Annotated in this window: 21 protein-coding genes and 1 pseudogene; 10 read left to right on the forward strand and 12 right to left on the reverse strand. The window is 57.2% G+C overall.

Translation table 11 applies throughout. The features are described 5' to 3' along the window. Both ABNS66_RS14305 and ABNS66_RS14310 read right to left on the reverse strand, forming a co-directional pair. Nucleotides 1-802 (reverse strand): annotated as a pseudogene (locus tag ABNS66_RS14305) (hypothetical protein); the annotation flags it as partial. A gap of 108 nt (nucleotides 803-910) precedes the next feature. Beyond that, the gene (locus ABNS66_RS14310; RefSeq protein ID WP_204996772.1) at nucleotides 911-1969 is read right to left on the reverse strand and encodes an AraC family transcriptional regulator; all 1059 of its coding nucleotides are present in this window, start codon (nucleotides 1967-1969) and stop codon (nucleotides 911-913) included. A gap of 205 nt (nucleotides 1970-2174) precedes the next feature. Here ABNS66_RS14310 and ABNS66_RS14315 point away from each other — a divergent pair, with 205 nt between their 5' ends. Both ABNS66_RS14315 and ABNS66_RS14320 read left to right on the forward strand, forming a co-directional pair. Further along, entirely contained in the window at nucleotides 2175-3188 is a 1014-nt protein-coding gene (locus tag ABNS66_RS14315; RefSeq protein WP_204996773.1) for an AraC family transcriptional regulator, read from the forward strand. A 95-nt stretch (nucleotides 3189-3283) separates the two neighbouring features. Continuing rightward, nucleotides 3284-3724 (forward strand): nuclear transport factor 2 family protein, encoded by a 441-nt coding sequence (locus tag ABNS66_RS14320; protein WP_027873475.1) that lies wholly within the window; start codon nucleotides 3284-3286, stop codon nucleotides 3722-3724. A 29-nt stretch (nucleotides 3725-3753) separates the two neighbouring features. On the opposite strand, the gene ABNS66_RS14325 is transcribed toward ABNS66_RS14320, so the two are convergent. From ABNS66_RS14325 to metG, 7 genes are all read right to left on the reverse strand, one after another. Beyond that, on the reverse strand, nucleotides 3754-4467 hold the full coding sequence (locus ABNS66_RS14325) for an electron transport complex subunit E (protein WP_286837279.1): 714 nt from the start codon (nucleotides 4465-4467) through the stop codon (nucleotides 3754-3756). Beyond that, complete coding sequence (gene rsxG, locus ABNS66_RS14330) at nucleotides 4460-5098, reverse strand: electron transport complex subunit RsxG (protein ID WP_286837281.1); 639 nt, start codon at nucleotides 5096-5098, stop codon at nucleotides 4460-4462. Before rsxG ends, ABNS66_RS14325 begins: the two co-directional genes overlap by 8 nt. Further along, nucleotides 5098-6147: an electron transport complex subunit RsxD gene (gene rsxD, locus ABNS66_RS14335; protein WP_204996777.1), complete on the reverse strand. Its 1050-nt coding sequence runs from the start codon at nucleotides 6145-6147 to the stop codon at nucleotides 5098-5100. Before rsxD ends, rsxG begins: the two co-directional genes overlap by 1 nt. Nucleotides 6148-6149: 2 nt before the next feature. Further along, nucleotides 6150-8531, reverse strand: a complete 2382-nt coding sequence (rsxC, locus tag ABNS66_RS14340; protein WP_286837284.1) for an electron transport complex subunit RsxC — start codon at nucleotides 8529-8531, stop codon at nucleotides 6150-6152. Between the two features lie 27 nt (nucleotides 8532-8558). Then, nucleotides 8559-9164 carry an electron transport complex subunit RsxB gene (gene rsxB / locus ABNS66_RS14345; protein WP_027873480.1) on the reverse strand — a complete coding sequence of 202 codons (606 nt, stop codon included), beginning with the start codon at nucleotides 9162-9164 and terminating at the stop codon, nucleotides 8559-8561. Nucleotides 9165-9174: 10 nt separating this feature from the next. After that, nucleotides 9175-9753, reverse strand: a complete 579-nt coding sequence (gene rsxA, locus ABNS66_RS14350; protein ID WP_027873481.1) for an electron transport complex subunit RsxA — start codon at nucleotides 9751-9753, stop codon at nucleotides 9175-9177. Between the two features lie 145 nt (nucleotides 9754-9898). Beyond that, nucleotides 9899-11944, reverse strand: a complete 2046-nt coding sequence (gene metG / locus ABNS66_RS14355) for a methionine--tRNA ligase (protein ID WP_286837287.1) — start codon at nucleotides 11942-11944, stop codon at nucleotides 9899-9901. 214 nt (nucleotides 11945-12158) lie between these two features. Between metG and apbC the strand changes: the two genes are divergently transcribed. Together apbC and dcd are read left to right on the forward strand one after the other, a co-directional pair. After that, the gene (gene apbC / locus ABNS66_RS14360) at nucleotides 12159-13229 is read left to right on the forward strand and encodes an iron-sulfur cluster carrier protein ApbC (protein ID WP_286837289.1); all 1071 of its coding nucleotides are present in this window, start codon (nucleotides 12159-12161) and stop codon (nucleotides 13227-13229) included. Nucleotides 13230-13267: 38 nt separating this feature from the next. Further along, nucleotides 13268-13834, forward strand: a complete 567-nt coding sequence (dcd, locus tag ABNS66_RS14365) for a dCTP deaminase (RefSeq protein ID WP_027873484.1) — start codon at nucleotides 13268-13270, stop codon at nucleotides 13832-13834. 14 nt (nucleotides 13835-13848) lie between these two features. On the opposite strand, the gene ABNS66_RS14370 is transcribed toward dcd, so the two are convergent. From ABNS66_RS14370 to purM, 3 genes are read right to left on the reverse strand one after another with little or no spacing between them, the layout of a single operon-like run. Further along, nucleotides 13849-14589 carry a DUF3108 domain-containing protein gene (locus ABNS66_RS14370; protein WP_286837291.1) on the reverse strand — a complete coding sequence of 247 codons (741 nt, stop codon included), beginning with the start codon at nucleotides 14587-14589 and terminating at the stop codon, nucleotides 13849-13851. Next, a complete protein-coding gene (gene purN, locus ABNS66_RS14375; protein WP_286837301.1) occupies nucleotides 14543-15193 on the reverse strand; it encodes a phosphoribosylglycinamide formyltransferase in 651 nt (216 codons plus the stop codon). The genes ABNS66_RS14370 and purN overlap by 47 nt, the downstream gene beginning before the upstream one ends. A gap of 3 nt (nucleotides 15194-15196) precedes the next feature. Further along, nucleotides 15197-16246 carry a phosphoribosylformylglycinamidine cyclo-ligase gene (purM, locus tag ABNS66_RS14380; protein WP_286837293.1) on the reverse strand — a complete coding sequence of 350 codons (1050 nt, stop codon included), beginning with the start codon at nucleotides 16244-16246 and terminating at the stop codon, nucleotides 15197-15199. A 151-nt stretch (nucleotides 16247-16397) separates the two neighbouring features. Here purM and ABNS66_RS14385 point away from each other — a divergent pair, with 151 nt between their 5' ends. From ABNS66_RS14385 to ABNS66_RS14410, 6 genes are all read left to right on the forward strand, one after another. Next, complete coding sequence (locus ABNS66_RS14385; protein ID WP_286837294.1) at nucleotides 16398-17474, forward strand: DUF2066 domain-containing protein; 1077 nt, start codon at nucleotides 16398-16400, stop codon at nucleotides 17472-17474. Next, a complete protein-coding gene (locus ABNS66_RS14390; protein ID WP_204996784.1) occupies nucleotides 17471-18568 on the forward strand; it encodes an AI-2E family transporter in 1098 nt (365 codons plus the stop codon). Before ABNS66_RS14385 ends, ABNS66_RS14390 begins: the two co-directional genes overlap by 4 nt. Further along, complete coding sequence (gene hda, locus ABNS66_RS14395; protein ID WP_286837295.1) at nucleotides 18568-19263, forward strand: DnaA regulatory inactivator Hda; 696 nt, start codon at nucleotides 18568-18570, stop codon at nucleotides 19261-19263. The genes ABNS66_RS14390 and hda overlap by 1 nt, the downstream gene beginning before the upstream one ends. A 220-nt stretch (nucleotides 19264-19483) precedes the next feature. Further along, a complete protein-coding gene (locus ABNS66_RS14400) occupies nucleotides 19484-20593 on the forward strand; it encodes an OmpA family protein (RefSeq protein ID WP_286695988.1) in 1110 nt (369 codons plus the stop codon). A 301-nt stretch (nucleotides 20594-20894) separates the two neighbouring features. After that, on the forward strand, nucleotides 20895-23078 hold the full coding sequence (locus ABNS66_RS14405; RefSeq protein ID WP_286837297.1) for a nitrate reductase: 2184 nt from the start codon (nucleotides 20895-20897) through the stop codon (nucleotides 23076-23078). 51 nt (nucleotides 23079-23129) lie between these two features. Next, nucleotides 23130-24983: a DmsC/YnfH family molybdoenzyme membrane anchor subunit gene (locus ABNS66_RS14410; protein ID WP_348655365.1), complete on the forward strand. Its 1854-nt coding sequence runs from the start codon at nucleotides 23130-23132 to the stop codon at nucleotides 24981-24983. Nucleotides 24984-24987 lie beyond the last annotated feature (4 nt).

Here is a 24987-nt window from a genome sequence, read left to right on the forward strand (position 1 = left end):
CGGTACCGACGGTGGTCATAATCACTGCGGCGGCCATGTCGATATTCATCTGGGTGCACAGGTATTTGTTATAGGGCAGCGCGAGGCAGGGGCTGCGCTCGTTAAAGCCGGTGAGTTGCTCGGCGCTGCGTGGCCGTTGGTAGGACCAGGCGTCGGGGTTAGCGGCAGCAGTGTCGCTCAGGCCCTGCATGATCTTGCCGATATGCTGCTGGTGTTGTTCAAGGCTGTGGCCATAGCGGTGGCGCAGCGCATTTTCAAACAGCGCGTACATATGGGTGGGCAACCACAAATTGTGTTTGTGTTCCTGGGCGTGGGCGCCGTCGCGTTCTGCCCAGGGCTGTTCGGTGTCGCCACTGGCGCCTTGCTGCCAGTGGCCGATATCACCGCCACCACCGAGCAGGGTGCGAAAGCTCGCGGTCAGTTCGCCGCCGCAGATCGCCACGGCGCGACGCTTGCCGCGGTTGAGCTCATCGGCGAAGTGGTTGATCAACATTTGCGGGCCGTTGCCGCCGTCGGGGGCTTTCAGGCACTGGGCATTATCAAAGCCCAAACGCTTGGCTAATTCCGGCCCGGGGAAGCGGTTAAGCAATGCGGCCAGTTCTTCCGAGACTTCCAACAGGCTGGGCTCGGTACACAGGGCGTCAATGGCGCCGCGCAGTGCATCGCCTTTGCCGGTGTTGTCCAGGGCGCCTTGCAGGGCTTCTTGCAGCGCATCGGTAGGGGTGCGCTCGGGGTTGCCGGTGTCGCGGTAGGTCTGCTGGCTGACTCCGACCAGAATCGGGGTGTTGTCGGCTGCAATCATAGGTAAACCTTTTTTCTTCTTAGCAAGTTAAAGTATGGCGGTTGCCAGCTAGCCCGCTATTGTGGGGCCTGTGGGTCTACATCAGTAGGGTTTTCGACGCCAGAGTTGTCAGCCTGCGCCAGGCGGCTCTGCACGCTGAAAGGCTTGGTAGTGCTGCCGTCGCATCGTCTGTGGGGACTGACCATAGTAATCGCTGAAGGCGCGGTTGAAGTTGCTCGGGTGTTTATAACCGAGTTGGTAGGCCACCTCCTTCAAACTCATGTGCGTATTAAACAGGTACTCCCGCGCTAATTCCATGCGCACGCTCAGACAAATTTGGCGAAAACTGTGGCCGCTTTGTTCCAAATGTCGGCGCAGGCTGCGCGGGCTTAAGCGCAGTAGCTTTGCCGTTTTTGCCAAATTGAATTCGCAGTCTTGGGGGCGCGACATCAACAGGCGTTTAACCTGCGGGGCAATGCCGGCTGTGCGATAGCTCTCGCTGACGATTTGCTGCACGTGGTGAGAGCAGGCGATCAGCGCCTGTTCATTGCCGCTGGGGATAGGTCGGCTCAGCCAGTGCAGGGGCAGGGCGATGGTGTTGCGCGGGGCGTCGAACACCACCTCGCAACCCAGCAATTCGCGGTAGCGCTCGGCGTGGTCAGGTGGACTGCTGGTCAGTTCTACATAGTCGGGCACGGCGGCGCGGCCCTCGGGCAGTATCCCTTGCACATAGCGCCAGGCAGCGACGCTGCACAGCTCCATTAACAGCTGCTCGATGGGCAGTGCGTTGTCGGTGAGTTCAAAGCGAATGAGCGCGTGTTGCTCGCCGCGCTCAAGGTGTACCCGCACTAAAAAGCTCGCTTCGCTGAAGGCGTGACAACTGATATTCGTGGCTTGCTCACAGTTGGCGGCGGTAAGCATGGCATAGCCGAGCAGGCCAAGGTCGCTCAATTGCGCAAGGTCGCCCAGTTCAAGTGCAATGGCAGGCGCGCCATCGTCACGCAGGGCGTTTAACAACACCATTACATTTACCAGCGTATCGTTGCCGGTGGCCTGCCACCAGGTCTCGCCCAGCTCGCAGCGCCGACCGAGCGCCGCGCAGTCTATGTCGGGATAGTGTTGTTGCAGTAGGCGCCAAAGTACCCGCAGTAAACGGGCACCCAGCTGCTCCATTTCTATTAATTGCACAATGAATAATCGACTATGGCCATAAATGATACAAATTGACGGTCACTAATGATAATACTTTTAGTGGCGGAGGGGGACAAGTCTCGCTGCGAAATTGCTAGTCTGTTACGCAGTTTAGGTCATACCGGCGGCGTGCCGCCCACAACAATAACAGTGATAGATTCGCCCGCAGTGTTTTGTCTGGGCGTTTTGTAGGGAGGGTGAAATGCGAACACCAACAGTCTGCAAAGAATATCTCGACAACCTTCTAGAGTACCTTGAGGGCCAGGGGCTCAGCAGCCGGCAGCTGCAATCGGTATTGCGTTTGAATCCCCTTTCTCACATTAGTGAGCAAGGGCGCGTTCCCCTGCGCTTGTTTGAAATGACCTTGGACGCCGGTGCGAACTTGCTGGGTGACCCCTGCCTTGGCGCGAAAGCGGGCACGCATTGTTCGCGAACGCCCTGGGGAATGGTGAATTATCTGGGGATGAGCGCTTCCAATACCCGCGAGGCGGTGGATGCGATGCAGCGCTTTTCACGCCTGTTGATCGACCACGGCGATATGGTGCTAAGCGAGGTAAATAGCAGCACGGCTTGCCTGAGCTGGCAACAACCGCCCCGGCAGCAGGCGTCAGTGCACGTTGTCGAATTTTTCTTTGCCAATTGGTATCGCGTCAACAAGCCGATGTTGGACCGCGGTGCCACGCGCCGAGAAGTTCATTTCGCTCACGGTGCCCAAGGGCGTGAAGCGGAAATGGAAGCCTTGTTTGAAGCGCCGGTGTCCTTCGGTAAAAAATTAAATGCGGTGCACTTCGGTCGTGAACTGCTCGACCAGCCAACGCTTTACCCTCATCCCGGTATTCACAAATCGCTGGAGCAGGCGGCGCTGATTGAGTTGTCGAACCTGCAATTTGAAGACCGTTTGATCAAAGATGTGCGCGACTGCATCGTGAGTCAGCTGGCCGACGGTGTGCCCCGGTTGGAGGATATTTCCGCGCAGCTTGGCATTGCGCCGCGCACCTTACAGCGGCGGTTAAACAACACCGAAACCAGTTATAAAAGCTTGGTGGACGATGCCCGCAAAGAGCGTTCACTGGGGCTGATATCGCGCCGTGAACTCGGCTTGTTGGAGATTTCCGCAGAGCTTGGCTTTAGCGACCAAAGTGCTTTCCAAAAGGCGTTTAAGCGCTGGTATGGTCAGGCGCCCGGTCGCTATCGGATGATGCTGCAATCTGCGTAGTGCCTGGCGCGAATCGCTGCGCCGCGGTGAGCGGCTTGACCGGCGCAGCGAAATTGCGTGTAGTACTCCCTCGCTAATGCTCGAGTGAGGTCGCCGTGGACGACGCGCGTCAGATTGAAAACTTACTGTATCTCTACGCTGAAAAAATTGATGCCGGTGACTTTGCCGGCGTCGCGGCCTTGTTTCGCGACGCCGATATTGTCGCGCCAGCGCACAACAGTGTGGTGAGTGGCGAGGAGGCCGTGCTGGCGATGTACCAGCAGTCGACGCGACTCTATGCCGACAGCAACACGCCGAAAACCCGCCACCTGATTAGTAATGTGATTATCGAACATTCGCCGGGCGCGGTCAGCGCGACGGCGCGTTCCTGCTATACCGTGCTGCAGGCCACCGATGCACTGGCCTTACAGCCTATTATCAGCGGTCGATATCGGGATGAACTGTGCAAGCGGGACGGCGTGTGGGGTTTTGCCCGCCGCGAAATGCATGTGGATTTGGTCGGCGATCTCAGCCAGCACCTGTTATTTGAACTGTAAGGCGGAGCTAAGCCCGCCTTAGCGTTGGCTCAGCTAATATTGCCGGTGACCCGTACGCGGCGACTGGTCGGCGCGGTGTTTTCCGCTTTGGCGGCCTCGTGCTTTTGAATCTCGCCGTCGATCACGTTTTTCAGGGCGATAATCAGGCCAGTGAAGATGAAGGCGCCGGGGGGCAGTATCGCCACCAGGAAGGCCTTGTAGTCGTCAACCAAAACAATCTTCCAGGCCTTTGCGGACTCGCCGAACAACAGCTCCATGTTGGCGAAGATATGGCCCGTGCCAACCACTTCGCGGATGGCGCCGAGCAGAATTAGCACCGCTGAAAAGCCCAGCCCCATAATGAAACCGTCGTACATAGACGGCAGCAGGCGGTTCTTGCTGGCGAAGGCGTCGGCGCGGCCGAGAATCACGCAATTGGTGGTGATCAGCGGCAGGAAGATGCCAAGGATCTGGAACAGCTCATAGGCGAAGGCCTGCATCAACAGTTCTATGCAGGTTACGGCGGCGGCAATAATCATTACAAAGGCCGGCAGTCGCACGGCATCGGAGGTGATGTTGCGAATCAGCGACACGCAGGTATTTGACACCGTGAGTACGAAGATGGTGGCCAGTCCCATGCCGATGGCGTTGATCACCGAGCCGGTAACGGCCAGCAGTGGGCACAGGCCCAGCAGTTGCACGATGGCGGGGTTGTTTTTCCACAAGCCGTTCAGGGAGATCTCGCGGTAGTTCACATCACTCATCGCCTTTCTCCTGCGTCACTTCGTCTAACAACATGGGTCGCTGCTGCGCATAGAATTCCAGGCTGCGTTTCACGGCAGCGGTAACGGCCCGCGGCGTGATAGTGGCGCCGGTGAACTGGTCGAAGACGCCGCCATCTTTCTTTACTGTCCATTTTTCTGCTTCGGGGTTGAGCAGGCTGCGGCCGATAAAGCCGTCTACCCACTGGCTTTTCTTGTAGTCGATCTGGTCACCCAGCCCCGGTGTTTCGCGGTGGCTTAGTACCCGCACACCGGCCACACTGCCGTCGCGATTGACGCCGATGATCAGGTCGATATCGCCGGTGTAGCCATCGCGGGCGGTCGCCGGGAGAATCACCGCCACTACCTCACCGTTTTGTTTGGCGCGGTAGGCATTGCGCGGCTCTCGAAGGCCGAGGAGGGCATCGTCGCCAAGCGCAACGGCGTCGTCGAGCATGCTATTGTCGTGGCGATCGCGGGGGATAATTTCCAGCAGGGCGCGCTCCTCGGCGGCGCGAATATTGTCTTGCACCAAGCCGCGGGTAGAGAGATAGGTGCCGGCGATTACGCCGGTGGTCACCACGGCGAACAGGCCCAGCAGCAAACCGTTTTTCGTAATGGATTGGCCGAGCATTACGCTTTCTCCTGCGCGTTGGGCTTTTTATGCCCGTAAGTGCGCGGCTGAGTGTAGTGGTCGATGAAGGGCGCGGCAAAGTTCATTAACAGCACTGCAAAGGCGACGGCGTCAGGGTAATTACCCCATGCGCGAATAATGTAGACCAGCACGCCGATCAACGCGCCGTAGATCACCCGCCCGCGATTGGACACTGCCGAGCTTACCGGGTCGGTGATAATGAAGAACGCACCGAACATGGTGGCGCCGCTGAACAGATTGAACAGTGCGCCGCCGCCGGAGGCAGAGCTGCCGCCGTCGTTAAACAACAGAGCCATAATGGCAATCGCCAGCAGCATGCTCAGGGGCGCGTGCCAAGTGAAGACGCGGCGATAGAGTAGATACAGGCCGCCGAGCAAAAAGGCCAGGTTGACCCATTCCCAACCGATGCCTGCTACGGTGCCGAATTGCGGGGTTTGTGCCCACAGGTCGTCGACCAGTAGCGCGTCGTTTTGCTTGAGGATATCCAGCGGTGTGGCCATGCTCACACCGTCTATGGGGGCACTGCCAATGCCGAGGCTGCGCAACAGTGCGTCGATGGGGCCGAGAAGCTCGGATGCTGGCACGGCGCCGCGCGGTGCCAGCCAGTTAGTCATTTCAACCGGGAAGGAGATCAGCAGCAATACATAAGCTGCCATTGCCGGATTAAACGGGTTGTAGCCCATGCCACCGTACATGTGCTTGCACAGTAAGATGGCGAAGCCAGTGCCCACCAGAATCAGCCATAGGGGCGAGCCGGGTGGCAGCGCGATACCGAGTAAGAACGCGGTGACCAGTGCACTGCAATCGTTTAGATAAAACGCGATGGGGCGTTTGCGCAGCTTCAGGGCCAGTGCTTCAAAAGCGAGGGCGCTCAGGCTGGCCCACAACACATTGGTGAGGGTGCCAAAACCAAAAAACCAGGTGAGTGCCACCAGGCCTGGAATGGTCGCCATTAATACCAGACGCATGACGCGGCCGGTGCTCATCGGGCCGTGGGCGTGGGGGGAACTTACTTTCAAAAACGCCATGATCAGTTCTCTTCCTGGCTAAGGGCGTCCAAGGCCTGACGAGCCTCGTCCAGCTTGCCCTGCAATTTGGCCAGGGTGTCGGACAGAATCGCGGCGTTGTCGTCGCCATCGGCCTGGGCTTGGTCGAGTTTTTGCTGGGTTTTGGCAATGCGTTTTTCCAGCGAGCTGACCGCGTTGCGCGCCTTGTCCGCCTCGCTCAACTCGGCATTGGCGTTGCGTGCGGCCAGTGCCCGGGCAATGGCCTGAGCGGCGGGGTCGTCGGCATTGCTTACCTCGGCGGCCGGTTCAGGCTCGGCGGCGGGAAGCGCCGCTAGTTCAGCGCGCAGTTTGTCCAGCTTCGCCTGAGTTTTCTCTACGGCGGTGGCAAAGGCGGCAGCATTGGCATCGCCCTGGGCCTGCGCATCAGCGTATTTTTGCTGGGCAGCGTCGAGGCGTTTTTCGGTGCTGGCAATTTGCGTCGTCAGGCGCTCGCGGGCGGCATCCGGACTTTCCGTTTCAGCCCCGCCTGCACGCTTGGCCTGGGCGCGGGCGATCGCCGCGGCTGCCGGGTCGTCGCTAACACTTTCAGCGGGCGCAGGTGCCTGGCTGGCGCGGTGGGCGTCGAGCTCCTTGTGTAGTGCTTGCAACTTGCCCTCGGTTTTTTCTACGCCGCTGCGGAAGGCCTCAACATTGTCATCATTATTGTCGATGGCCAGCTGTAATTTTTGCTGGGCCGCTGCCAGGCGTTTTTCAGTGCTGGCCAGCTGTTTTTCCAGACGAGCGGTTTTTTCTTCGGCAGTTTCGCTGACGGCGTCGCCACTTCGCGCGGCTTGGGCGCGGGCAATGGCCGCCTGGGCGGGGTCTTGCGGCGGGTTGTCGGCGCCACCGGACTTTTTCGCCTTACTGCGGGCGATCGCAGCCTGGATAATGTCGTCTTTACTGCCGTCTTTGGTGGCAGATTGTTGCTTGGCCTTAGCGGCCTCCAGGCGCGCCTTGCGCTTGGCTTCTTTCTCGGCGGCCTCGCGTTCGATACGTGCCTGCCGTGCCTCGAAGCGCTCTTTTGAACGCTCGGCCTTTATCTTGTCTTGCTGGGCCTGGCGAATTTCTGCCTTGGAGGCGCGGTAGTACTGCACCAGAGGGATATTGCTGGGGCAGACGTAGGAGCAGGCGCCGCATTCAATGCAGTCGGCGAGGTTGTGTTCCTCGAGTTTGTCGTGCTCTTGCGCGCGTGAGAACCAGTACATTTGCTGGGGCAGCAGCGATACCGGACAGGCTTCGGCGCACATGCCGCAGCGAATACAGGCTTGTGCAGGTGGCGGTGGCGGCAGCTCCTCGACGGTGGGTGCCAGCACGCAGTTGCTGGTTTTGACGATGGGCACCGCGGTATCTTGCAGGGTGTAGCCCATCATCGGTCCACCCATAATCAGGCGAATGCAGCGACTGGCGTCGAAATGGCTGAGGTCGAGTAGATATTGCACCGGGGTGCCGATCAACACGTCGTAGTTGCGCGGTGTGCTGCAGGCCTCACCGGTGACAGTGGTTACGCGGGAGATCAGCGGTTCACCGTGGCAAACGGCGCGATAGATGGCGCGAGCGCTGCCGATATTCTGACAGACAATACCGATATCGGCGGGCAGGCCGCCGGAGGGGACTTCCATGCCAGTGAGAATTTGAATCAGCTGCTTTTCGCCGCCTGACGGGTACTTGGTGGGGAAACTAACTACTTCAATGCCGGTGCCTTCGGCGGCAGCGCGCATGGCTGCCAGTGCTTCTGGCTTGTTGTCTTCAACGCCGATCAGGGTTTCGTTTGGCTCGACAATATGCCGCAGGATTTCGGCGCCGGCGATAATTTCGGCGGCGCGCTCCTGCATTAAAATATCGTCGGCGGTGATATAGGGTTCACACTCGGTGCCGTTGAGGATCAGTGTTTCAATGGGTTTGTCTTTACCGCCACTGAGTTTTACCGAGCTTGGAAAACCGGCGCCGCCCATCCCGGCAATACCGGCGTTGCGGATGGTGTCGACCAGGGTGTTTTTGTCGAGGCTGCGGTAGTCGCTAATGCCCTGATGGCTGATCCATTCGTCTTTGCCGTCGCAGTTGATTACCACGCAGGGCGCACTCATGCCCGACGGGTGGGGGATAACGCGCGGTTCAATGGCGGCTACTGTACCAGAGCTGGGCGCGTGCACGGGCGCACTGACAAAGCCCTTGGCCTCGCCGATCATCTGACCTTTTAATACGCGGTCGCCGACATTAACAATGGGCGCGGCGGGTGCGCCGATGTGCTGAGACAGCGGCACAATCAATTGGGCCGGAATACCGGCGGCGCGGATATTGTCTTGCAGTGATTGTGTTTTATTCTCGGGCGGGTGAATGCCGCCGTGAATGTCCCAAATCTTTCTCATGCTTCGTGACTATCCTCGGGCGTGCGTTCAGGCCGCTTCAATCGGCGAGTTGCCGCGGCGGTCGCTGGCGATTAGGTCTTCTGTCGGCTGCGGCTTGTCCCAGTGCCAGGTCTGCAATGTGGTCTCGATGGGCCGCATCTCTATGCAATCCACTGGGCAGGGCTCAACACAAAGGTCGCAGCCGGTGCACTCGCTCGCGATAACGGTGTGCATATGCTTGGCGGCGCCGAGTATGGCGTCGACGGGGCAGGCTTGAATGCACTTGGTACAGCCGATGCATTCGTCCTCGCGAATATAGGCCACAGAAGGCACGGCTTCTTCGGCGGCGTCGAGGGGTTTGGCCTCCACACCCAGCAGGTCGGCTAGTGCGGCGATGGTCGCCTCGCCGCCGGGCGGGCATTTGTTAATGTCGTCGCCATTGGCAATGGCTTCGGCATAGGGGCGGCAGCCAGGGTAGCCGCATTGACCACACTGGGTTTGCGGCAGCAGCGCTTCTACCTGATCGGCAATGGGGTCGCCTTCGGTCTTAAATTTTACCGAGGCAAAACCCAGTAGCGCGCCGAATACCAGGCCCAGACTAACCAGTGCCAGTAGCGCTGCAGCGAAGGGATGTTGAGTAATTAGCTCGATCATAAAGGCTCCGCTATACCAGTCCGGCAAAGCCCATAAAGGCGAGAGACATCAGCCCGGCGGTTACCATGCCAACCGCGGCACCTTTGAAGGGCACCGGTACATCGGCAACGGCGATTCGCTCGCGCATGGCGGCAAACAGCACTAACACCATGGAGAAGCCCGCCGCGGCACCAAAACCGTAGAGCGCGGATTCGACGAAGTTGTGCTCTTTATTAATGTTCAGCAGGGCGACACCGAGTACCGCGCAGTTGGTGGTGATGAGCGGGAGAAAAACGCCCAGTACTTTGTAGAGCAGGGGGCTGGTTTTGCGCACGACCATTTCGGTGAATTGCACAACCACGGCGATCACCAGGATAAAGGTAATGGTGCGCAGGTATTCCAAACCGAGCGGCTGCAGCAGCCATTCGTAGGTCATCCAGCTGCAGATAGAGGCGAGTGTCAGTACGAAGGTAGTGGCACTCGACATGCCAATAGCGGTTTCCAGCTTGCTGGACACGCCCATAAAGGGGCACAGGCCAAGGAACTGAACCAACACGAAGTTGTTCACTAAAATGGCGCCGAGCAAAAGTATTGTGTAATCCGCTAGCAAAGCGCTTGCCTCTATTGCCGTGGAGCAGGGCGGCTACAAATGACCGCCCGCTATTTATTGTGATCGAGATGCTATTTTATTTCGATCAAGTGTTCAATTTAAAATCTTTTAATCCACAATGCATTATCGGCAAAATCGATAATGCTTACTGGACTCTCATGCCGGGTTTGGCGCCCTCGTGGGGTTCCAGCAGCCACAGTTCGTCGCCACCGGGGCCTGCGGCCAGCACCATGCCCTCAGACACACCGAAGCGCATCTTGCGCGGCGCCAGATTGGCCACCATCACCGTGAGTTTGCCGATCAGTTGCTCAGGGCTGTAGGCGGCTTTGATCCCGGAGAACACTTGTTTTTGACCGTGCTCGCCGAGATCTAGCGTCAGTTGCAGCAGTTTGTCGGCCCCTTCAACGGCCTGGGCATCGACAATCTTGGCCAGGCGCAGATCTATTTTGGCAAAGTCTGGAAACTCTATCGTGTCCGCAATGGCATCGTCATTGATCTGGGCCGCCTTTTTCTCTGGCTTTTTGCTGGCTTTTTGTACGGTCTTCGCCGCCTCGATGGATTGCCGACTGTCGTCGACCATGGCTTGCACCTTGTCGCTGTCGACGCGAGCCATCATGGCTTTGAAGTTTTCAATTTTATGGTCGAGTAGTGGGGTGAATTCCTCTGACCAGCTCAGGCGAATATTCAGGAATTGCTCAACCTGCTCGGCAAGCTTCGGCAGCACCGGAGCGAGGTAGGTAACCAGTACGCGGAACACGTTGATGCACTGCGAGGCGACCGCCGCCGCTTCTTGCTTGCCGCCTTCCTGTTTTGCCAGCTTCCAGGGCTCACAGGCGTCGAAGTATTCATTGGTCGCGTCGGCCAGAGCCATAATTTCGCGCACGGCTTTGCCGTAATCGCGGCGCTCGAGGTGCGTGGCGATGTCGTCGGCGGCGCCGGTTACCTGTTGCCACAGTTCCGGCTTGTGAAGTTCGCTGCTCAGGCGGCCTTCATTGCCTTTGTGAACGAATTTGGCGCTGCGGCTGGCAATGTTGACCAGCTTGCCGATCAAATCGGCGTTCACCCGTTTGGTGAAATCTTCCAGATTCAGGTCGATGTCGTCGACCGCGCCGGAGAGTTTGGCGGCAAAGTAATAGCGCAGGTACTCGGCGGGCAGGTGTTTGAGATAGGTTTCTGCCTTAATAAAGGTGCCGCGACTTTTGGACATCTTCTTGCCGTTGACGGTAAGGAAGCCGTGGGCGTAGATGGCCGTGGGCTGGCGGAAGCCCGCAGAGTCGAGCATGGCTGGCCAGAACAAGCCGTGGAAATTGATGATGTCTTTGCCGATGAAGTGGTAGAGCTCGGCCGTTGAGCCTTTTGCCCAGTAGTCATCGAAACTGCGGCCCTCGCGCTCGCACCAGTTGGCGCAGCTGGCCATGTAGCCGATGGGCGCGTCCAGCCAAACGTAGAAGTACTTGCCGGGTGCGCCGGGAATTTCAAAACCAAAGTACGGCGCATCGCGGGAAATATCCCAGCTTTGCAAGCCGGCATCGAGCCATTCGCGAAGCTTGTTGGCGATCTGTGGTTGCAGGGCCTCGCTGCTGGTCCAGTCGCGGAGCAGTTGCTCGAAGTCGCCCAGTTTGAAGAAGTAATGGGTGGAGGCTTTCTCGACGGGAGTGGCACCGGAGATGGCCGAACGCGGATTGATCAGCTCGGCGGGGGGGTAGGTGGCACCACAGGCTTCGCAATTGTCGCCGTATTGGTCCTCGGTTTTACACTTCGGGCAGCTGCCTTTGATATAGCGGTCGGCCAGGAAGAGCTGCTTTTCGGGGTCGAATAGTTGGGTGATTTCGCGTTTCTCGATATGCCCATTGGCCTCGAGGCGGCGGTATATTTCTTCCGAATAATGTTGGCACTCGGGGGAGTGAGTACTGTAGTAGTTGTCGAACTCGATCAGGAAGCCGCCGAGGTCGCGCTCGTGCTCAGCCTTGACGCGAGCGATTTGCTCCTCCGGGGTGATGCCGAGTTTTTCCGCCGTCAGCATAATCGCGGTGCCGTGGGCATCATCAGCGCAGAGGTAGGCGCAGTCGTTGCCGCGCAATTTTTGAAAGCGCACCCAGATATCGGTTTGTATCGATTCGAGGAGGTGCCCCAGGTGCAGTGGGCCATTGGCGTAGGGCAGGGCACTGGTAACCAGAATCTTGCGCGACATGCTAATCCTTCATAAAACAATGAGTCAGAGACGTAGCGGCGTATACCGCGGTGTAGACTGTCCGGCGGCGTTGCCGTCGGGGGGCGATACTATAGCGTTTTTACGTTGCCGACGCATCTATGCGGCCGTTGTGAGGGCGCCTGCTGCGGCGTATACTCGCCCGCTTAGCCGCTGTAGTGACGCCTCGCCGAGGCCGCCCATATAGGAGCCTGTTTTGCCATCTGAACACGCCATTCAAGAGTGCTTGTCAGCCGTAACCCTGCCGGGGCTCAGTCAGCCGCTGGCAAGTATTGCCAACATTCGCATGCCTGCCGAGGGTGTTTGCGAGGTGGTGCTGGGCTTTCCGGCGCGCAGCCACCAACAGCAGTACGAGGCATTTTTGCGCGACAGTTTGGCGGCGCAGGGGCTGTCTTGTGAGGTGAGCGTGAGTTGGGAAATCGCCGCTCACCAGGCGTCTCAGGGCATTAAAAACATGGAAAATGTCCGCAATATTATTGCGGTGGCATCGGGTAAGGGAGGCGTGGGTAAATCAACCACGTCGGTGAATCTTGCCTTGGCACTGGCCGCAGAGGGCGCGAGAGTTGGCCTGTTGGATGCCGATATATACGGCCCAAGCGTACAGATGATGCTGGGCGTTGAGTCGGGTGTGCGCCCCAAGCAATACGGTACACAGTATCTGTTGCCCATTGAGGCGCAGGGTATCCAGTCAATGTCGATGGCGTATTTGGTGACCGAGAAAACGCCGATGGTATGGCGCGGCCCCATGGCAACCGGTGCGCTGCAGCAGTTGTTATACCAAACCTATTGGCAGGATCTGGATTACCTGATTATCGATATGCCGCCGGGAACCGGTGATATTCAGTTGACCCTGTCACAGAAGGTACCTGTTGCAGGTGCTGTTGTGGTCACGACGCCACAGGACATCGCCTTGCTCGATGCCAAGAAGGGCATTGAGATGTTCGCCAAAGTGTCGGTGCCGGTGCTGGGCGTGGTCGAGAATATGGCGGTGCATGTGTGCAGTCAGTGCGGTCATGCCGAACATATATTTGGTGAGGGCGGTGGCGAGCATATCGCTCGTGACTACGCTGTGCCGATGCTGGGCGCCTTGCCGTTGTCGATGCAGATTCGCGAACAAGCGGATCGCGGCGCCCCGGTGGTGACGCAGGCGCCTGACAGTGAAGCGGCGCAATTGTATCGCGATATGGCCACGGCCACTGCGGTCGAGTTGGCCCGACGCCAGCGCAGCAGTGCGGCGGCACCACAGATTTCTATTAGCGACGATTAATACTATTTGCTGCCAATGCGGCGGCTCAGGGGAAAGCAATGGCGATTAAATCAGACAAGTGGATTCGTCGAATGGCCGAGTCAGAAGGGATGATCGAGCCCTTCGAACCGGGGCAGGTGCGCGAGCAGGATGGCAATCGAATCATCAGCTACGGTACTTCCAGCTACGGCTACGATGTGCGCTGTGCCAATGAGTTTAAGGTGTTTACCAATACTTACTCGGCAACGGTTGACCCCAAGGCCTTTGACGACCGCAGTTTCGTAAACATTACGGGCGATTCCTGCATTATTCCGCCCAACTCGTTCGCGCTGGCGCGCACCGTTGAGTATTTTCGGATTCCGCGCAGTGTATTGACGGTGTGTTTGGGTAAGTCCACCTACGCGCGCTGTGGCATCATCGTGAATGTCACGCCACTGGAACCCGAGTGGGAAGGTCACGTGACTTTGGAATTTTCCAACACTACCACGCTGCCGGCGAAGATATACGCCAATGAAGGTGTCGCGCAGATGCTGTTTTTTGAATCTGATGAGGTGTGCGAGGTGAGTTACCGCGACCGGGGCGGCAAGTATCAGGGACAGCGCGGCGTGACGCTGCCAAAAACCTGATAGTGCGTGATTGCTCAGCGCGAGGGCGTGTCGAACTCAGCGCTGAGCAGGTTCATCGAATAAAGCTCGTCGTCTTCGCGCTGTTCTAGTTTCACTATCAAATAGTTCAATTCCGGCGCCAGCCAGATAAACGTTTCGCTGCTGCTGCCGTCGCGATGCTTGCGCAGCTTCACGGTTTGCAATGTGCCCATTGCCGTCTCAATACGCTCTTCACCGATGCGGCTGATGCCATAGGTTTTGAGCTTGCCCTTTCTTTTTACTACCGTCTGATTCTGCTGTGAATCCAGCTGACCTTTGATCAGCATTTCACGCAACTGCAGTTGGGCGCTCAGTTGGTCGCTGAAGTGAGGCTTGAGGGCTTTCTGCCAGGGCTTTTTGGCCTGCTTGTCGGAAACGGTTTGCTTGGCCCAGTCGAAGGTCAGTTCGAGGTTTTTCTTGCTGCTGACATTGTTTTCGTAGCGGTAAGACAGGGGGCGCAACTTGCCCTTGTGCACTTCCAGTTTGCTTTCTTCGTCGACTTTAAAGAAAAACAATTTCGCGTGTTGGCTGAGCCGCCAGTGGTCGCCGTCGCGCTCCAGAATACGTTCAGCCTTGGTGCTGAGGCCGTCGTGGCTGATTTGGTAGTGCGCGCGATAGGGGGTTAGGGCATCGGCGTCGGCGTGGACAAGGCCGACACTGCAGGCAAGCAGCAGAGCGCTCGCCAGGGCCTTAATGCTCGTTAAAGATAACGCCGTGCTGAGGAAGTTCCTGTTCATCGAGTACCGCCTTTGAAGCCACGAGAGACAATCGCCCTTCGGCAAACCAGCGAGCCGCCAAAGGATAAATTTGATGCTCTTTGGACAAGACCTTGTTGGCAAGAGTTGCAGCATCATCGCCAGCGTTTATCGGTATTTTTGCCTGAATTATCGCCGGGCCGCCATCCAGCTCTTCGGTAACAAAGTGCACCGTGGCGCCGGCTTCGCGGTCACCGGCATCCAGCGCGCGCTGGTGGGTGTTGAGGCCGGGGTACTTCGGCAGCAGTGAGGGGTGAATATTCAGCAAGCGCCCCAGGTAGTGGCGCACGAAGCCGCCTGTGAGAATGCGCATAAAACCAGCGAGGATCACGAGGTCGGGCCGGTGTTGGTCGATGGTTTCCTGCAGCGCGGTATCAAACGCCTCGCGGCTGCTGAAGTCGGTGTGTGGCAAGCAGTTCGTGGCTATTCCGGCGCGTTCGGCCCGCTGCAGGCCGCCAGCGTCAGCCTTGTTGCTGATAACGGCGACGACGTCGCCACCGCCCAGCTGCTGCGCTTGGGCGGCATCAATAATGGACTGCAGGTTCGAGCCGCCACCGGAGATCAGAACTACTATACGACAGCCCATCATTTACAGGTCGCTGATAACCACTCGGTCTGCGTCGTCATCGCCGGCCTCAATGCGGCCAATGACCATGGCTGTCTCATCGTGCTGGTGAAGCATGTCGACAATGCTATCGGCTTGCTCTGCTGATACGGCCATGACCATGCCGATACCACAGTTGAAGGTGCGGTACATTTCGCGTGCTTCGACATTACCTTGCTCTTGCAGCCAGTCGAAGATGGCGGGGCGCTGCCAGCTGTCGCTGTCGATAACTGCGCGGGTGTTGCGCGGCAGTACGCGAGGGATGTTCTCCAGTAAGCCACCGCCAGTAATGTGGGCGAGTGCATTAACCTGGAACTGTTTGATGATATTCAGTACCGGCTTCACGTAGATGCGCGTGGGCGCGAGCAGGGTTTCACCCAGTGTGCTGTCGCCAAACTCGCTGTCGAGCGCTTGACCACTGTGGTCGATGATTTTGCGAATCAGCGAATAGCCGTTGGAGTGAGGGCCAGAGGAGCCGATGCCAACCAGTGCATCGCCGATGCGAACAGAGCTGCCGTCAATAATGCCGGACTTCTCCACAACGCCAACACAGAAGCCAGCCAGGTCGTAGTCTTCACCTTCATACATGCCGGGCATTTCTGCGGTTTCACCGCCGACCAGTGCGCAGCCCGATTGTTCGCAACCGGCGCCGATGCCGGTAACGACACTGCTGGCAATATCGACGTTGAGCTTGCCTGTAGCGTAATAATCGAGGAAGAACAGCGGTTCAGCGCCTGTTACTAGCAGGTCGTTGACACACATTGCGACGAGGTCGATACCAATGCTGTCGTGAATGCCTGTGTCCATCGCCAGTTTTAGCTTGGTGCCGACACCGTCTGTGCCCGACACCAGGACGGGTTCTTTATAGCCGGTCGGCAGTTGGCACAGGGCGCCAAAACCACCGAGGCCGCTCATGACTTCTGGGCGACGCGTGCGTTTGGCAACATCTTTGATGCGCTCGACGAGTGCATCTCCGGCGTCAATGTCTACACCGGCATCTTTGTAACTCAGGCTGGGCTTGTTGGTATCAGTCATAGTGCTTGGCTGTCCTCTTTGAGGGCGCTATTCTAGCTTGGTTGGTCGCGCAATTCAGCAGCTAAATCGGGAATTTTGCGCTGCTTCAGGACTTGGTAGGCGCGCCTTGCTAAACTGTGGCGCCAGTTTCAGGTAGAGGGATTTTAATACTGTGATTAATGCGCTAAAGCGGCCGCTGCTATTGTTGTTAGCTGCCTGCCTGTGCTCGGCCGCTGTCGCGGGCCGTGTCGATGACCTCTACAAGGGGCGCGAGGCCGTTGCCGAACAGTCCTCTGCGACTCTCCGCCGCGGTGCGGCCAGTGCGTTGGAGCAAGTCTTTGTGCGTGTGTCCGGCCAGGGCCAGCTGCCACAGTCCTCCGCACTCTCTGAAGCACTGGCTTCCCCCGAACCATTTTTGACTCGCTACAGTTATCGCCGTGAAAACACCGATGGCGAAGAGCGTCTTTGGCTGGACATGAAGTTCTCTCCTCGGCAGGTCAATGCGGTGCTTCAATCAGCCGGTTTGCCGGTGTGGTCGGCAAATCGTCCCACGGTATTACTGTGGCTGGTTGTCGACACGCCAGAGGGGCGAAGCTTCCTCGGCAGCGGTAGCCACCCGGACCTAGAAAAGGCGCTCCAGGATGCTGTGGCACGTCGTGGCCTGGCATTGCAGCTGCCGTTATTTGACTTGATTGATGCGGGTAATCTGAGTGCGCAGGCTTTGTGGCAAATGCCCGAGGCCCGAGTTCGCGAAGCCTCGCAACGCTATGCGCCGCCCTTCATTCTTATGGGGCGGGCCTCCCAATTGTCCACTGGCCAGTGGTTGGCGAGCTGGGCCTTGCTCGATGAGCAGAGTGGCGAACGCTTTGATACCCAGAGTCAGCAAGACAGTGGCTTTCTGGCGGCAGCGGTCGATCGGGTTGCCGATGTTCAAGCGCGTCGCTACGCGGTCAACAGTGTTGCCGGTGCCGGTGGGCGCACGCTGATCCATGTGAGTGGCCTCGCGCGCTTTGACGACTACGCGCAGATGGTGAGTTATCTGGAATCTCTTGCGGTCATAGAGCACGCGAATGCGGCGTGGGCGTTTGGCGAGGAGTTGGTGCTGGAATTGGTGTTGAAAGATGATATGGATAAAGTCGAGCGCTATCTGCAACTGGACGGCCGCCTGCGCCGCGCCGCTGAGGGCGCAGGCCGCAGCCGGTCGCCACTGGCGACGCAAGGCAACTATATCTGGCAGGGGCAGCCATGACAGTGAATGTTCGCTGGTTATGGTGGCTGGGGGGACTTTTACTGCTGGCGTGGTTGCTCAATGCCCTCAGCCCAATATTAATGCCTTTCGCCATTGCCTCAGTGCTGGCGTATATGGGGGATCCGCTCGCCGACCGCTTAGAGGCCAGAGGCGTGGGCCGAACCATGTCGGTGGTGTTGGTCTTCAGCGGCTTGTCGCTGTTCTCGCTGCTGATGTTTTTAATCACCTTGCCGTTGTTGCTGGATCAAATGCAGCTGCTGGTGCAGCGTTTATACGCGCTGGTTGGATGGTTGCAAGAGACGGCACTGCCCGGGTTGCGTGGATTTTTGGATTTGCCTGAGCAGGCCCAGCCAATCGATACGGCTAAAGAAGCGATCAGCAAACACTGGGATGCGGCAGGCGGCATTTTTGTCTATGTGTGGCAAAAAATAAGTGGCTCCAGTGTCGCGGTGATGACGTGGGTGGCGAACATCACGCTCATCCCTGTTGTTACGTTCTATCTGTTGCGCGATTGGGATGTGATGATGGCGGCAATTCGCAAGCTGCTGCCGCGCTCCCACGAAGCGCTGTATGTTGATATCGCGCGCCAATGCGACGAGATATTAGGTGCCTTTGCGCGCGGGCAATTTTTGGTGATGTTATCGCTCGGTGCGATATACACCGTCGGTTTGTTTATCCTCGGGCTCGATCTGGCATTGGTGTTGGGCCTGGCGGCAGGCCTGGCCAGTATTGTCCCCTACTTAGGGTTTATCGTGGGCATCGCTGCGTCGGGTTTGGCGGCGTATTTTCAATTTGACCTGTCCTGGCAATTGCTGGGCGTTGCAGTGGTGTTTGGTATTGGCCAACTGTTAGAAAGTTTGTATTTAACCCCGTCGCTGGTGGGTGACAAGATTGGCCTGCACCCGGTAATGGTGATATTTGCCATATTGGCAGGGGGCCAGTTGTTCGGCTTCCTTGGCATTTTGTTAGCGCTGCCGGTTGCCTCGGTAATGAAGGTGATGGCCGGCTATCTTCACGACGCGTATTTGCGCAGCGAGTGGTATCAAGAAGGTGGAGAAATCCCCCTGGTGCTTGAAGACGAGGACGAGGACTGATGGCGTCAACGCAGTTGCCCCTCGCGCTTAGCCTCGATACGGAAGCGACCTTTGATAATTACTATGTCGCCCCGTCGCAGCAGCTTCCGGTAGCAGTCTTAAAGGGGGTGGCAACGGGACAGGGCGAGAAGCTGGTTTACCTCGCTGGGCGCAGCGGTCGGCGGCACCTGTTGCAGGCCTGTTGCCAGTTGGCCGACGCGCAGGGGCGTTCGGTGCGCTATATCCCCGCCGCAGAATTGCTGGGCTATCCCGCTGAAATGGTACTGGAAGATGCCGATTTGGCTGACCTCGTGTGCATTGACGGTTTGTCAGCCATTGCCGGCCGCAGCGACTGGGAAGTGGCGCTGTTTAGTCTTTATAATCGCGCGCTTGGCGGGGGCTGCTCGCTGCTTTTTGCATCCACCGAGGTCCCTGATCAGTTGGCGATTGAGCTGCCTGACCTGGCGTCTCGCCTGCAGAGCTTTAGCGTTTATCGCCTTTCTGAACTTAGCGAGGAGGAGCGAATTGCCGCGCTTTGTCATCGTGCTCAAATTATGGGCCTGGATATTAACGAGGCCCTCGCAGAGTTTATCTATCGCCGTTGCCAGCGTGATCTAAAAGCGCTATTTGGCGTACTAAGCGACTTAGACCGTCACAGCCTGGCGCGACAACGGCGACTGACGATCCCGTTTGTAAAAGAAATAATGTCTTGGTGAGTGAACTTTTCACTCAATCCAGACTCTCGATGCGGGCGTGGCGTTGCGAATAGTGGTTGCTTCTTTCTTGCGGAGCTTCTATAACTCTTTGCAACGCCGTCGCGGTAAAATTACTGAAAAGCAGGCGTGCAAGGGCATACTTGCGTGTTATTCTTGAGCCAAGACCCACCATTAAGGTAGGGCGACGGAAGACCTAAGTGATAATCAGGGGAGCTACAAAATGCGTAAACAATTAATGGGTGCTGCGATTGCTGCGGTAATTGCCGCACCAGCGATGGCAGATGACCACAGCAACAAGTGGTACTTAAATGCCGGCGTAGGTTATCAAGTTTTCGATTCTGCTTGGGACCTGGAAGAAACTGCTGCGGCGTTGTTCAGCGTTGAACAAAAGCTCAGCAAGGACTGGGGTGTGGAAGTGGGTGTTAGCTACGCTGACGCTGACAACCGTTACAACAACAGTGCTGCTGACGCTGAAGTAACGTTCATTTCTGCTAACGCGATTCGCTACTACAACACTGAGTCTAAGATCGAGCCCTACGCGGCCATTGGTCTTGGCATGGGTGTGGTGAACTTTGACGTGGTACGCGAAGAAGAAATTACTCAGGCCAACTTGGGTGGTGGTTTCCGTTACGCACTGTCTGGTCCTCTGTCTCTGCGTGCTGATGCTCGTTACTTCTACGGTTTCGATCATGAAACTAACGACGGGATCGTCTCTCTGGGCCTGAGCTACGCGTTCGGCGGCGAGTCTAAGCCGGCTCCTGCTCCAGCGCCTGTTCAAAGCAATGACAGCGATGCTGACGGTGTTGAAGATGGTGCTGACCAGTGCCCAGGCACACCAGCAGGTGTTGCCGTTGACGCCAAAGGCTGTGCCTTGGACAAAGACGGTGACGGTGTACCTAACTACCGCGACAAGTGCCCTAACACACCAGCGGGCCGCCAGGTTGATAAATTCGGTTGTAAGTTTGTACTCAAGCACACCGAGTCGATCAAAATGGACGTGAAATTCCCACTGAACTCCGATGCGATTCCTGCTTCGCAAATCAGCGAGCTGAAGAAAGTCGCTGAGTTCATGAAGCGCTTCGGTGGTGTTAAAGCCGTTGTTGAAGGTCACTCTGACAGCACTGGTGCTGCGGCCTACAACAAGCAGCTGTCTCAGCGTCGCGCCGACGCCGTTCGCAGTGCTTTGATTAAAGAGTTCGGCATTGATGCCAGCCGCCTGAGTGCGATTGGTTACGGTGAAGAGCGTCCTATCGCTGACAACAGCACCAAGGCAGGCCGTCAGGCTAACCGCCGCGTTGTTGCAGTAATGGAAGCAGAAGTCGCTAAATAAATCGCGACTAGTGCATACCGGAAGGGGCCCCTGAGGGCCCCTTTTTTTTGCCTGAATTTTGACCCCCTCCTGTTAAATATTCCCCAACTTGTCATGCCCCAATTGAGGGCGAGTTGTTCTGTGTTGCCGAATAGCCCGCCGTATTTACTGGCTTTCAGCCTGATTTAGTTAGTTGGCATAGTTCTTGTTAAATCCAGAGTAGATGCGGTGATTTGCTTGGCAATTCACCAAGTTGGTGCGCTTTTTTAGCCCCCGCGGGCTCGGTTTAGCACACAAACAGTGCGCAACAATGAGGGATTTCATGATATTCGGTCGCAGAAAACGCAAGCCCATTACGATTGCTGACAAGCAGGTAGTGGACTGGAAGTACGCCGTCTGTGGTTATTGCTCCACGGGGTGCTCAATTGAGGTCGGTTTGAATGCCGACGGAAAGCCGGTGGCGAGTCGCGGCAAGGGCAATGCGCCGGTTAATCAGGGCAAGCTGTGCATAAAGGGTATCTTCGAGCATGAACTGAGTGGCACCGCTGGTCGTGGTACGCAGCCGCTGATGCGTGACCGAATATACGACGCGTTTTCTCCAGCCAGTTGGGATAGCGCGCTCGATCGCACGGCTGAGGAGTTTATGCGAATCCAGCAGAAGTACGGTCGCGATAGCGTGGCGATTGTGTCCACCGGCCAACTGCTGACAGAAGAGTTTTATACCCTGGGAAAATTGGTTCGCGGGGTAATTGGTAGCAACAACTACGATGGCAACACCACACTGTGTATGGCATCGGCAGTGTCCGGTTATAAACGCTCCTTCGGCGCTGATGGGCCGCCCGGCTGCTACGAGGACTTCGAAAATACTCACTGCCTGATGGCCTTTGGCTCAAACCTCCCTGAGCAACACCCCATTATTTATTGGCGACTAAAAGAGGCGTTGGAGAAGCGCAAGTTTCCACTGATTGTTGTCGACCCGCGCGTGACCATGCTGGCGCAATTCGCCGATATCCACTTACCGATAACACCGGGTACTGACCTGGTGCTGCTAAATGCCTTAGCTCACGTCATTTTGAAGGAGGGCTTGCAGGATCAGGCTTATATAGACGCTCACTGCAACGGCTTTGATGAGCTTGTCGCGACAGTAGAAAAATATGACCCCATCACCGCCTCGCGGATATGTGGTATCGACCCAGACACCATCAAGCATGTGGCCCGCATTTACGCAAAGGCACCGTCGGCAATGAGTATCTGGACGATGGGTATTAATCAGAGTACCCACGGCACCGACGGCGTGTGCGGCATTAATAACCTCAACCTGATTACCGGCAATATCGGCGTGCCCGGCGGGACCAGTCTGTCTATTACCGGGCAGTGCAACGCCATGGGCACCCGGGAGTGGTCATCCTGCTCTGGCCTGCCGGGCTATCGTATGCTTGAGAAGCCGGAGCACCGCAAGGAGGTGGCCCAGTTTTGGGGGGTTGATGAATCCTTCTTCCCGGCAAAGCGCGGTTTGCAACAGACCGATATTTTTCCGGCGATAGAGTCGGGCGATATTAAGGCCTTGTGGATCGTTGCCACCAACCCGTTGACCTCCATGCCGAACCAACCGCGAATTAAAAAGGCCTTGGAGAAGCTCGAATTTATGGTGGTGCAGGACGGCTACCGCGACTGTGAAACGGTCGACTATGCCCATGTTTATCTTCCCGCTGCCGTGTGGGGGGAAAAAGAAGGGGTACAAACGAACACTGAGCGGCGGGTAAATTTGGTGCGCAAGTTTACCTCGCCGCCGGGCGACGCCAAGCCCGATCATTGGATTTTCTCGCAGCTGGCCAAACGTTTTGAGCGGGGCAGGGAAATCGCTTTTCCCGAGACGACCTCTGAAATTTTCGATGAAATGAAGCAGTTGTCAAAAGGTCGTGGCCGGAATTTGGATATCTCCGGCATGAGCCATGATCTGATTGAAGCGCAGCGCGGCATCCAATGGCCGATGCGCGAGGGTGATGAAACGGGTAGCCCACGGTTGTACAGCGACGGCGTGTTCCCCACTGCAAACGGGCGCGCCAACCTGCTGGCCATGGACTACATCGAGGACAATGAGGTACCGGATGAGCACTATCCTTTCTGGATGAACAGCGGCCGTGTCGTGGAGCATTTCCACACCCGCACTAAAACCGGAAAAATTGGAAACCTCAATAAGTTCAGTCCAACGCCTTACATGGAAATGAATCCAGACTCCGCGCGCGCGGCCGGGGTGAGCCACCAGAGCTATGTGCGTCTGGTGTCGCGTCGCGGCGACGCTGTCGTTATGGTGCAGCTCACGCAGCGGGTTCCCCGCAATATGCTGTTTATCCCCATGCATTATCACGACTGTGTTAACCGGCTGTCGCTGGGATTGCTTGACCCCTATTCCCGCCAGCCAGCCTTCAAGCAGTGTGCCGTGCGCATTGAACATATTGATCAAAAGGAGGCGGCGCGACTCAACGTTGAGCGCCGGGCTTTCTAGTTGGCCGTGTTAGCCGTGACATCCCCCATTACACCAAGAAGGGCTTAGTTTATGTGGAAGGTTCGAGACGATGAGCCGCAGTACGCTTTCCTGAAAGAGTCTGGCGCGCCTGAGGTGAATTACTATGAGGCGCCCATTGATCTGATCGCTCGCAGCGGCGGCGCTGTTCCTGCCGGGCGCGAAATGTTTATCAATGAAGAGCCAGGCGTGGGCAGCAACCCAAATCGCAACAAGCAACACGCCTTTCACTTTACCGCCGACAACTGCATTGGCTGCCACGCCTGTGAGGCTGCGTGCAGTGAAAAAAATGATAACCCAGCGCATATCAGCTTTCGCTCAGTGGGCTATGTCGAGGGAGGCAGTTACCCCGATTTCAAGCGCATGAATATCTCAATGGCCTGTAATCACTGCGACGATCCGGTGTGTTTGAAGGGGTGCCCAACGCGCGCCTATACCAAACATGTTGAGTATGGCGCGGTATTGCAAGACCCGGAAACCTGTTTTGGTTGCGGTTATTGCACGTGGGTTTGCCCCTACAATGCGCCGCAGTTAGACCCAATAAAAGGCCAGGTGAGCAAATGCAATATGTGCGTTGATCGCCTGGAAGTAAATTTAAAGCCAGCCTGTGTTTCTGCCTGCCTGGGTAACGCGCTTAATTTTGGTGTCGTGGAAGATCTGCCGGAGAATCGCGAGCAGGCGAAGCTCAGTATTCCCGGTTTTCCCAGCCCGGAAATTACGCATCCGAATATTCGCTTCCAGCAAACTAAACGCATGCCGGATGAGGTGACACGCACCGACGGTATGGCGGTGAAGTATCACAAAGATGAGCAGGGTGAGTACCGCCCGGTTGTGGACCAGAAAAAGGGCGTTGAAAAGCGTTGGGGGCTGGACAAGCTGAGCTCTCGCGAAAACCCCTTGGTGATTTTTACACTGGTTAGTCAGGCGTCTTTGGGGGCCTTTGCTATCAGTACGCTGGGTTCGGCATTCGCCCTTGAGCCGATACTCGCGCTGCGCTCATCGGCGCTGTATGTGCCGTTTGTTGCGCTGGTTGTCGCCCTGGCAGGTGTCGGTATGCTGATGTCGGCAACCCACTTGGGCAAGCCGCTGCGCTTTTACCGCGGCTTCAATAATCTTCGCCATTCCCCAGTGTGCCGCGAGGGCTTGGGCATGCTGCTATACATGGTGTTTGCCGGCCTGCATTTACTGAGCGTGCTGCCCGATAATGCGGTATTTCAGCGTTGGTTTGGCGATTGGGGGCACTACCCGGTAGCAGCCGCTGTGTTGAGTACACTCGCACTGGTGTCTGGCGCCGTTGGCCTGTATTACATGTATCGCTGCTATCGGATTCCTGCACGGCCCTTTTGGAATCACTGGCAAACAGGTAGCAGCTTTGTTGGCTCTGCCCTGGCTCTCGGCGGTATTGTTTGCTTGTGGTTTATGTTGCTTAGCGCGCCGGCCAGCGGCGCAGCTGAAAACACCGTCGCCATGCTTGCCCTGGGGGGCGGGCTGATTATGGTCGCTGCGCTAATCGAGGGGCTGGGCCTGTGGCAACATGCCCGAGCAATGAATGTTGCCAACAACGAGGGCAGCGTTTCCCATTACATTCAAACAACGGTGTTTGCCAAAAGTTATCTGCTGCGCAATACGCTGTTGTTGCTTAGCGCGGTGATTGCTCTGGGCCTTACCCTCACGCAGGGTGGCGTCGCCACAGGCTTGATCGCGGCGGCGTTGAGCTTGTGTGTGTTGGCCTATGCGGTAATTGGGCGGGCGCTGTTTTATGTATTGGTTGTACCGACCACGATGCCCGGCGCATTCTTCTGGAAGAACAAAGACTTCGAGGAACACGCCCGGGACATCGGCTTAGCCAACCTGCCGCAAGTCGGTGTGGTCGCCGATCTGCACTAAGCGA

Source organism: uncultured Spongiibacter sp. (genome assembly GCF_964011655.1).
Lineage (GTDB): Bacteria > Pseudomonadota > Gammaproteobacteria > Pseudomonadales > Spongiibacteraceae > Spongiibacter > Spongiibacter marinus.

Coding starts and splice junctions, on each gene's coding strand:
- ABNS66_RS14315 (WP_204996773.1), top strand. CDS start 2,175: ATGCGAACACCAACAGTCTGCAAAGAATATCTCGACAACCTTCTAGAG.
- ABNS66_RS14325 (WP_286837279.1), bottom strand. CDS start 4,467: ATGAGTGATGTGAACTACCGCGAGATCTCCCTGAACGGCTTGTGGAAA.
- rsxG (WP_286837281.1), bottom strand. CDS start 5,098: ATGCTCGGCCAATCCATTACGAAAAACGGTTTGCTGCTGGGCCTGTTC.
- rsxD (WP_204996777.1), bottom strand. CDS start 6,147: ATGGCGTTTTTGAAAGTAAGTTCCCCCCACGCCCACGGCCCGATGAGC.
- rsxC (WP_286837284.1), bottom strand. CDS start 8,531: ATGAGAAAGATTTGGGACATTCACGGCGGCATTCACCCGCCCGAGAAT.
- rsxB (WP_027873480.1), bottom strand. CDS start 9,164: ATGATCGAGCTAATTACTCAACATCCCTTCGCTGCAGCGCTACTGGCA.
- metG (WP_286837287.1), bottom strand. CDS start 11,944: ATGTCGCGCAAGATTCTGGTTACCAGTGCCCTGCCCTACGCCAATGGC.
- dcd (WP_027873484.1), top strand. CDS start 13,268: ATGGCGATTAAATCAGACAAGTGGATTCGTCGAATGGCCGAGTCAGAA.
- ABNS66_RS14370 (WP_286837291.1), bottom strand. CDS start 14,589: ATGAACAGGAACTTCCTCAGCACGGCGTTATCTTTAACGAGCATTAAG.
- purN (WP_286837301.1), bottom strand. CDS start 15,193: ATGGGCTGTCGTATAGTAGTTCTGATCTCCGGTGGCGGCTCGAACCTG.
- purM (WP_286837293.1), bottom strand. CDS start 16,246: ATGACTGATACCAACAAGCCCAGCCTGAGTTACAAAGATGCCGGTGTA.
- ABNS66_RS14390 (WP_204996784.1), top strand. CDS start 17,471: ATGACAGTGAATGTTCGCTGGTTATGGTGGCTGGGGGGACTTTTACTG.
- hda (WP_286837295.1), top strand. CDS start 18,568: ATGGCGTCAACGCAGTTGCCCCTCGCGCTTAGCCTCGATACGGAAGCG.
- ABNS66_RS14400 (WP_286695988.1), top strand. CDS start 19,484: ATGCGTAAACAATTAATGGGTGCTGCGATTGCTGCGGTAATTGCCGCA.
- ABNS66_RS14405 (WP_286837297.1), top strand. CDS start 20,895: ATGATATTCGGTCGCAGAAAACGCAAGCCCATTACGATTGCTGACAAG.
- ABNS66_RS14410 (WP_348655365.1), top strand. CDS start 23,130: ATGTGGAAGGTTCGAGACGATGAGCCGCAGTACGCTTTCCTGAAAGAG.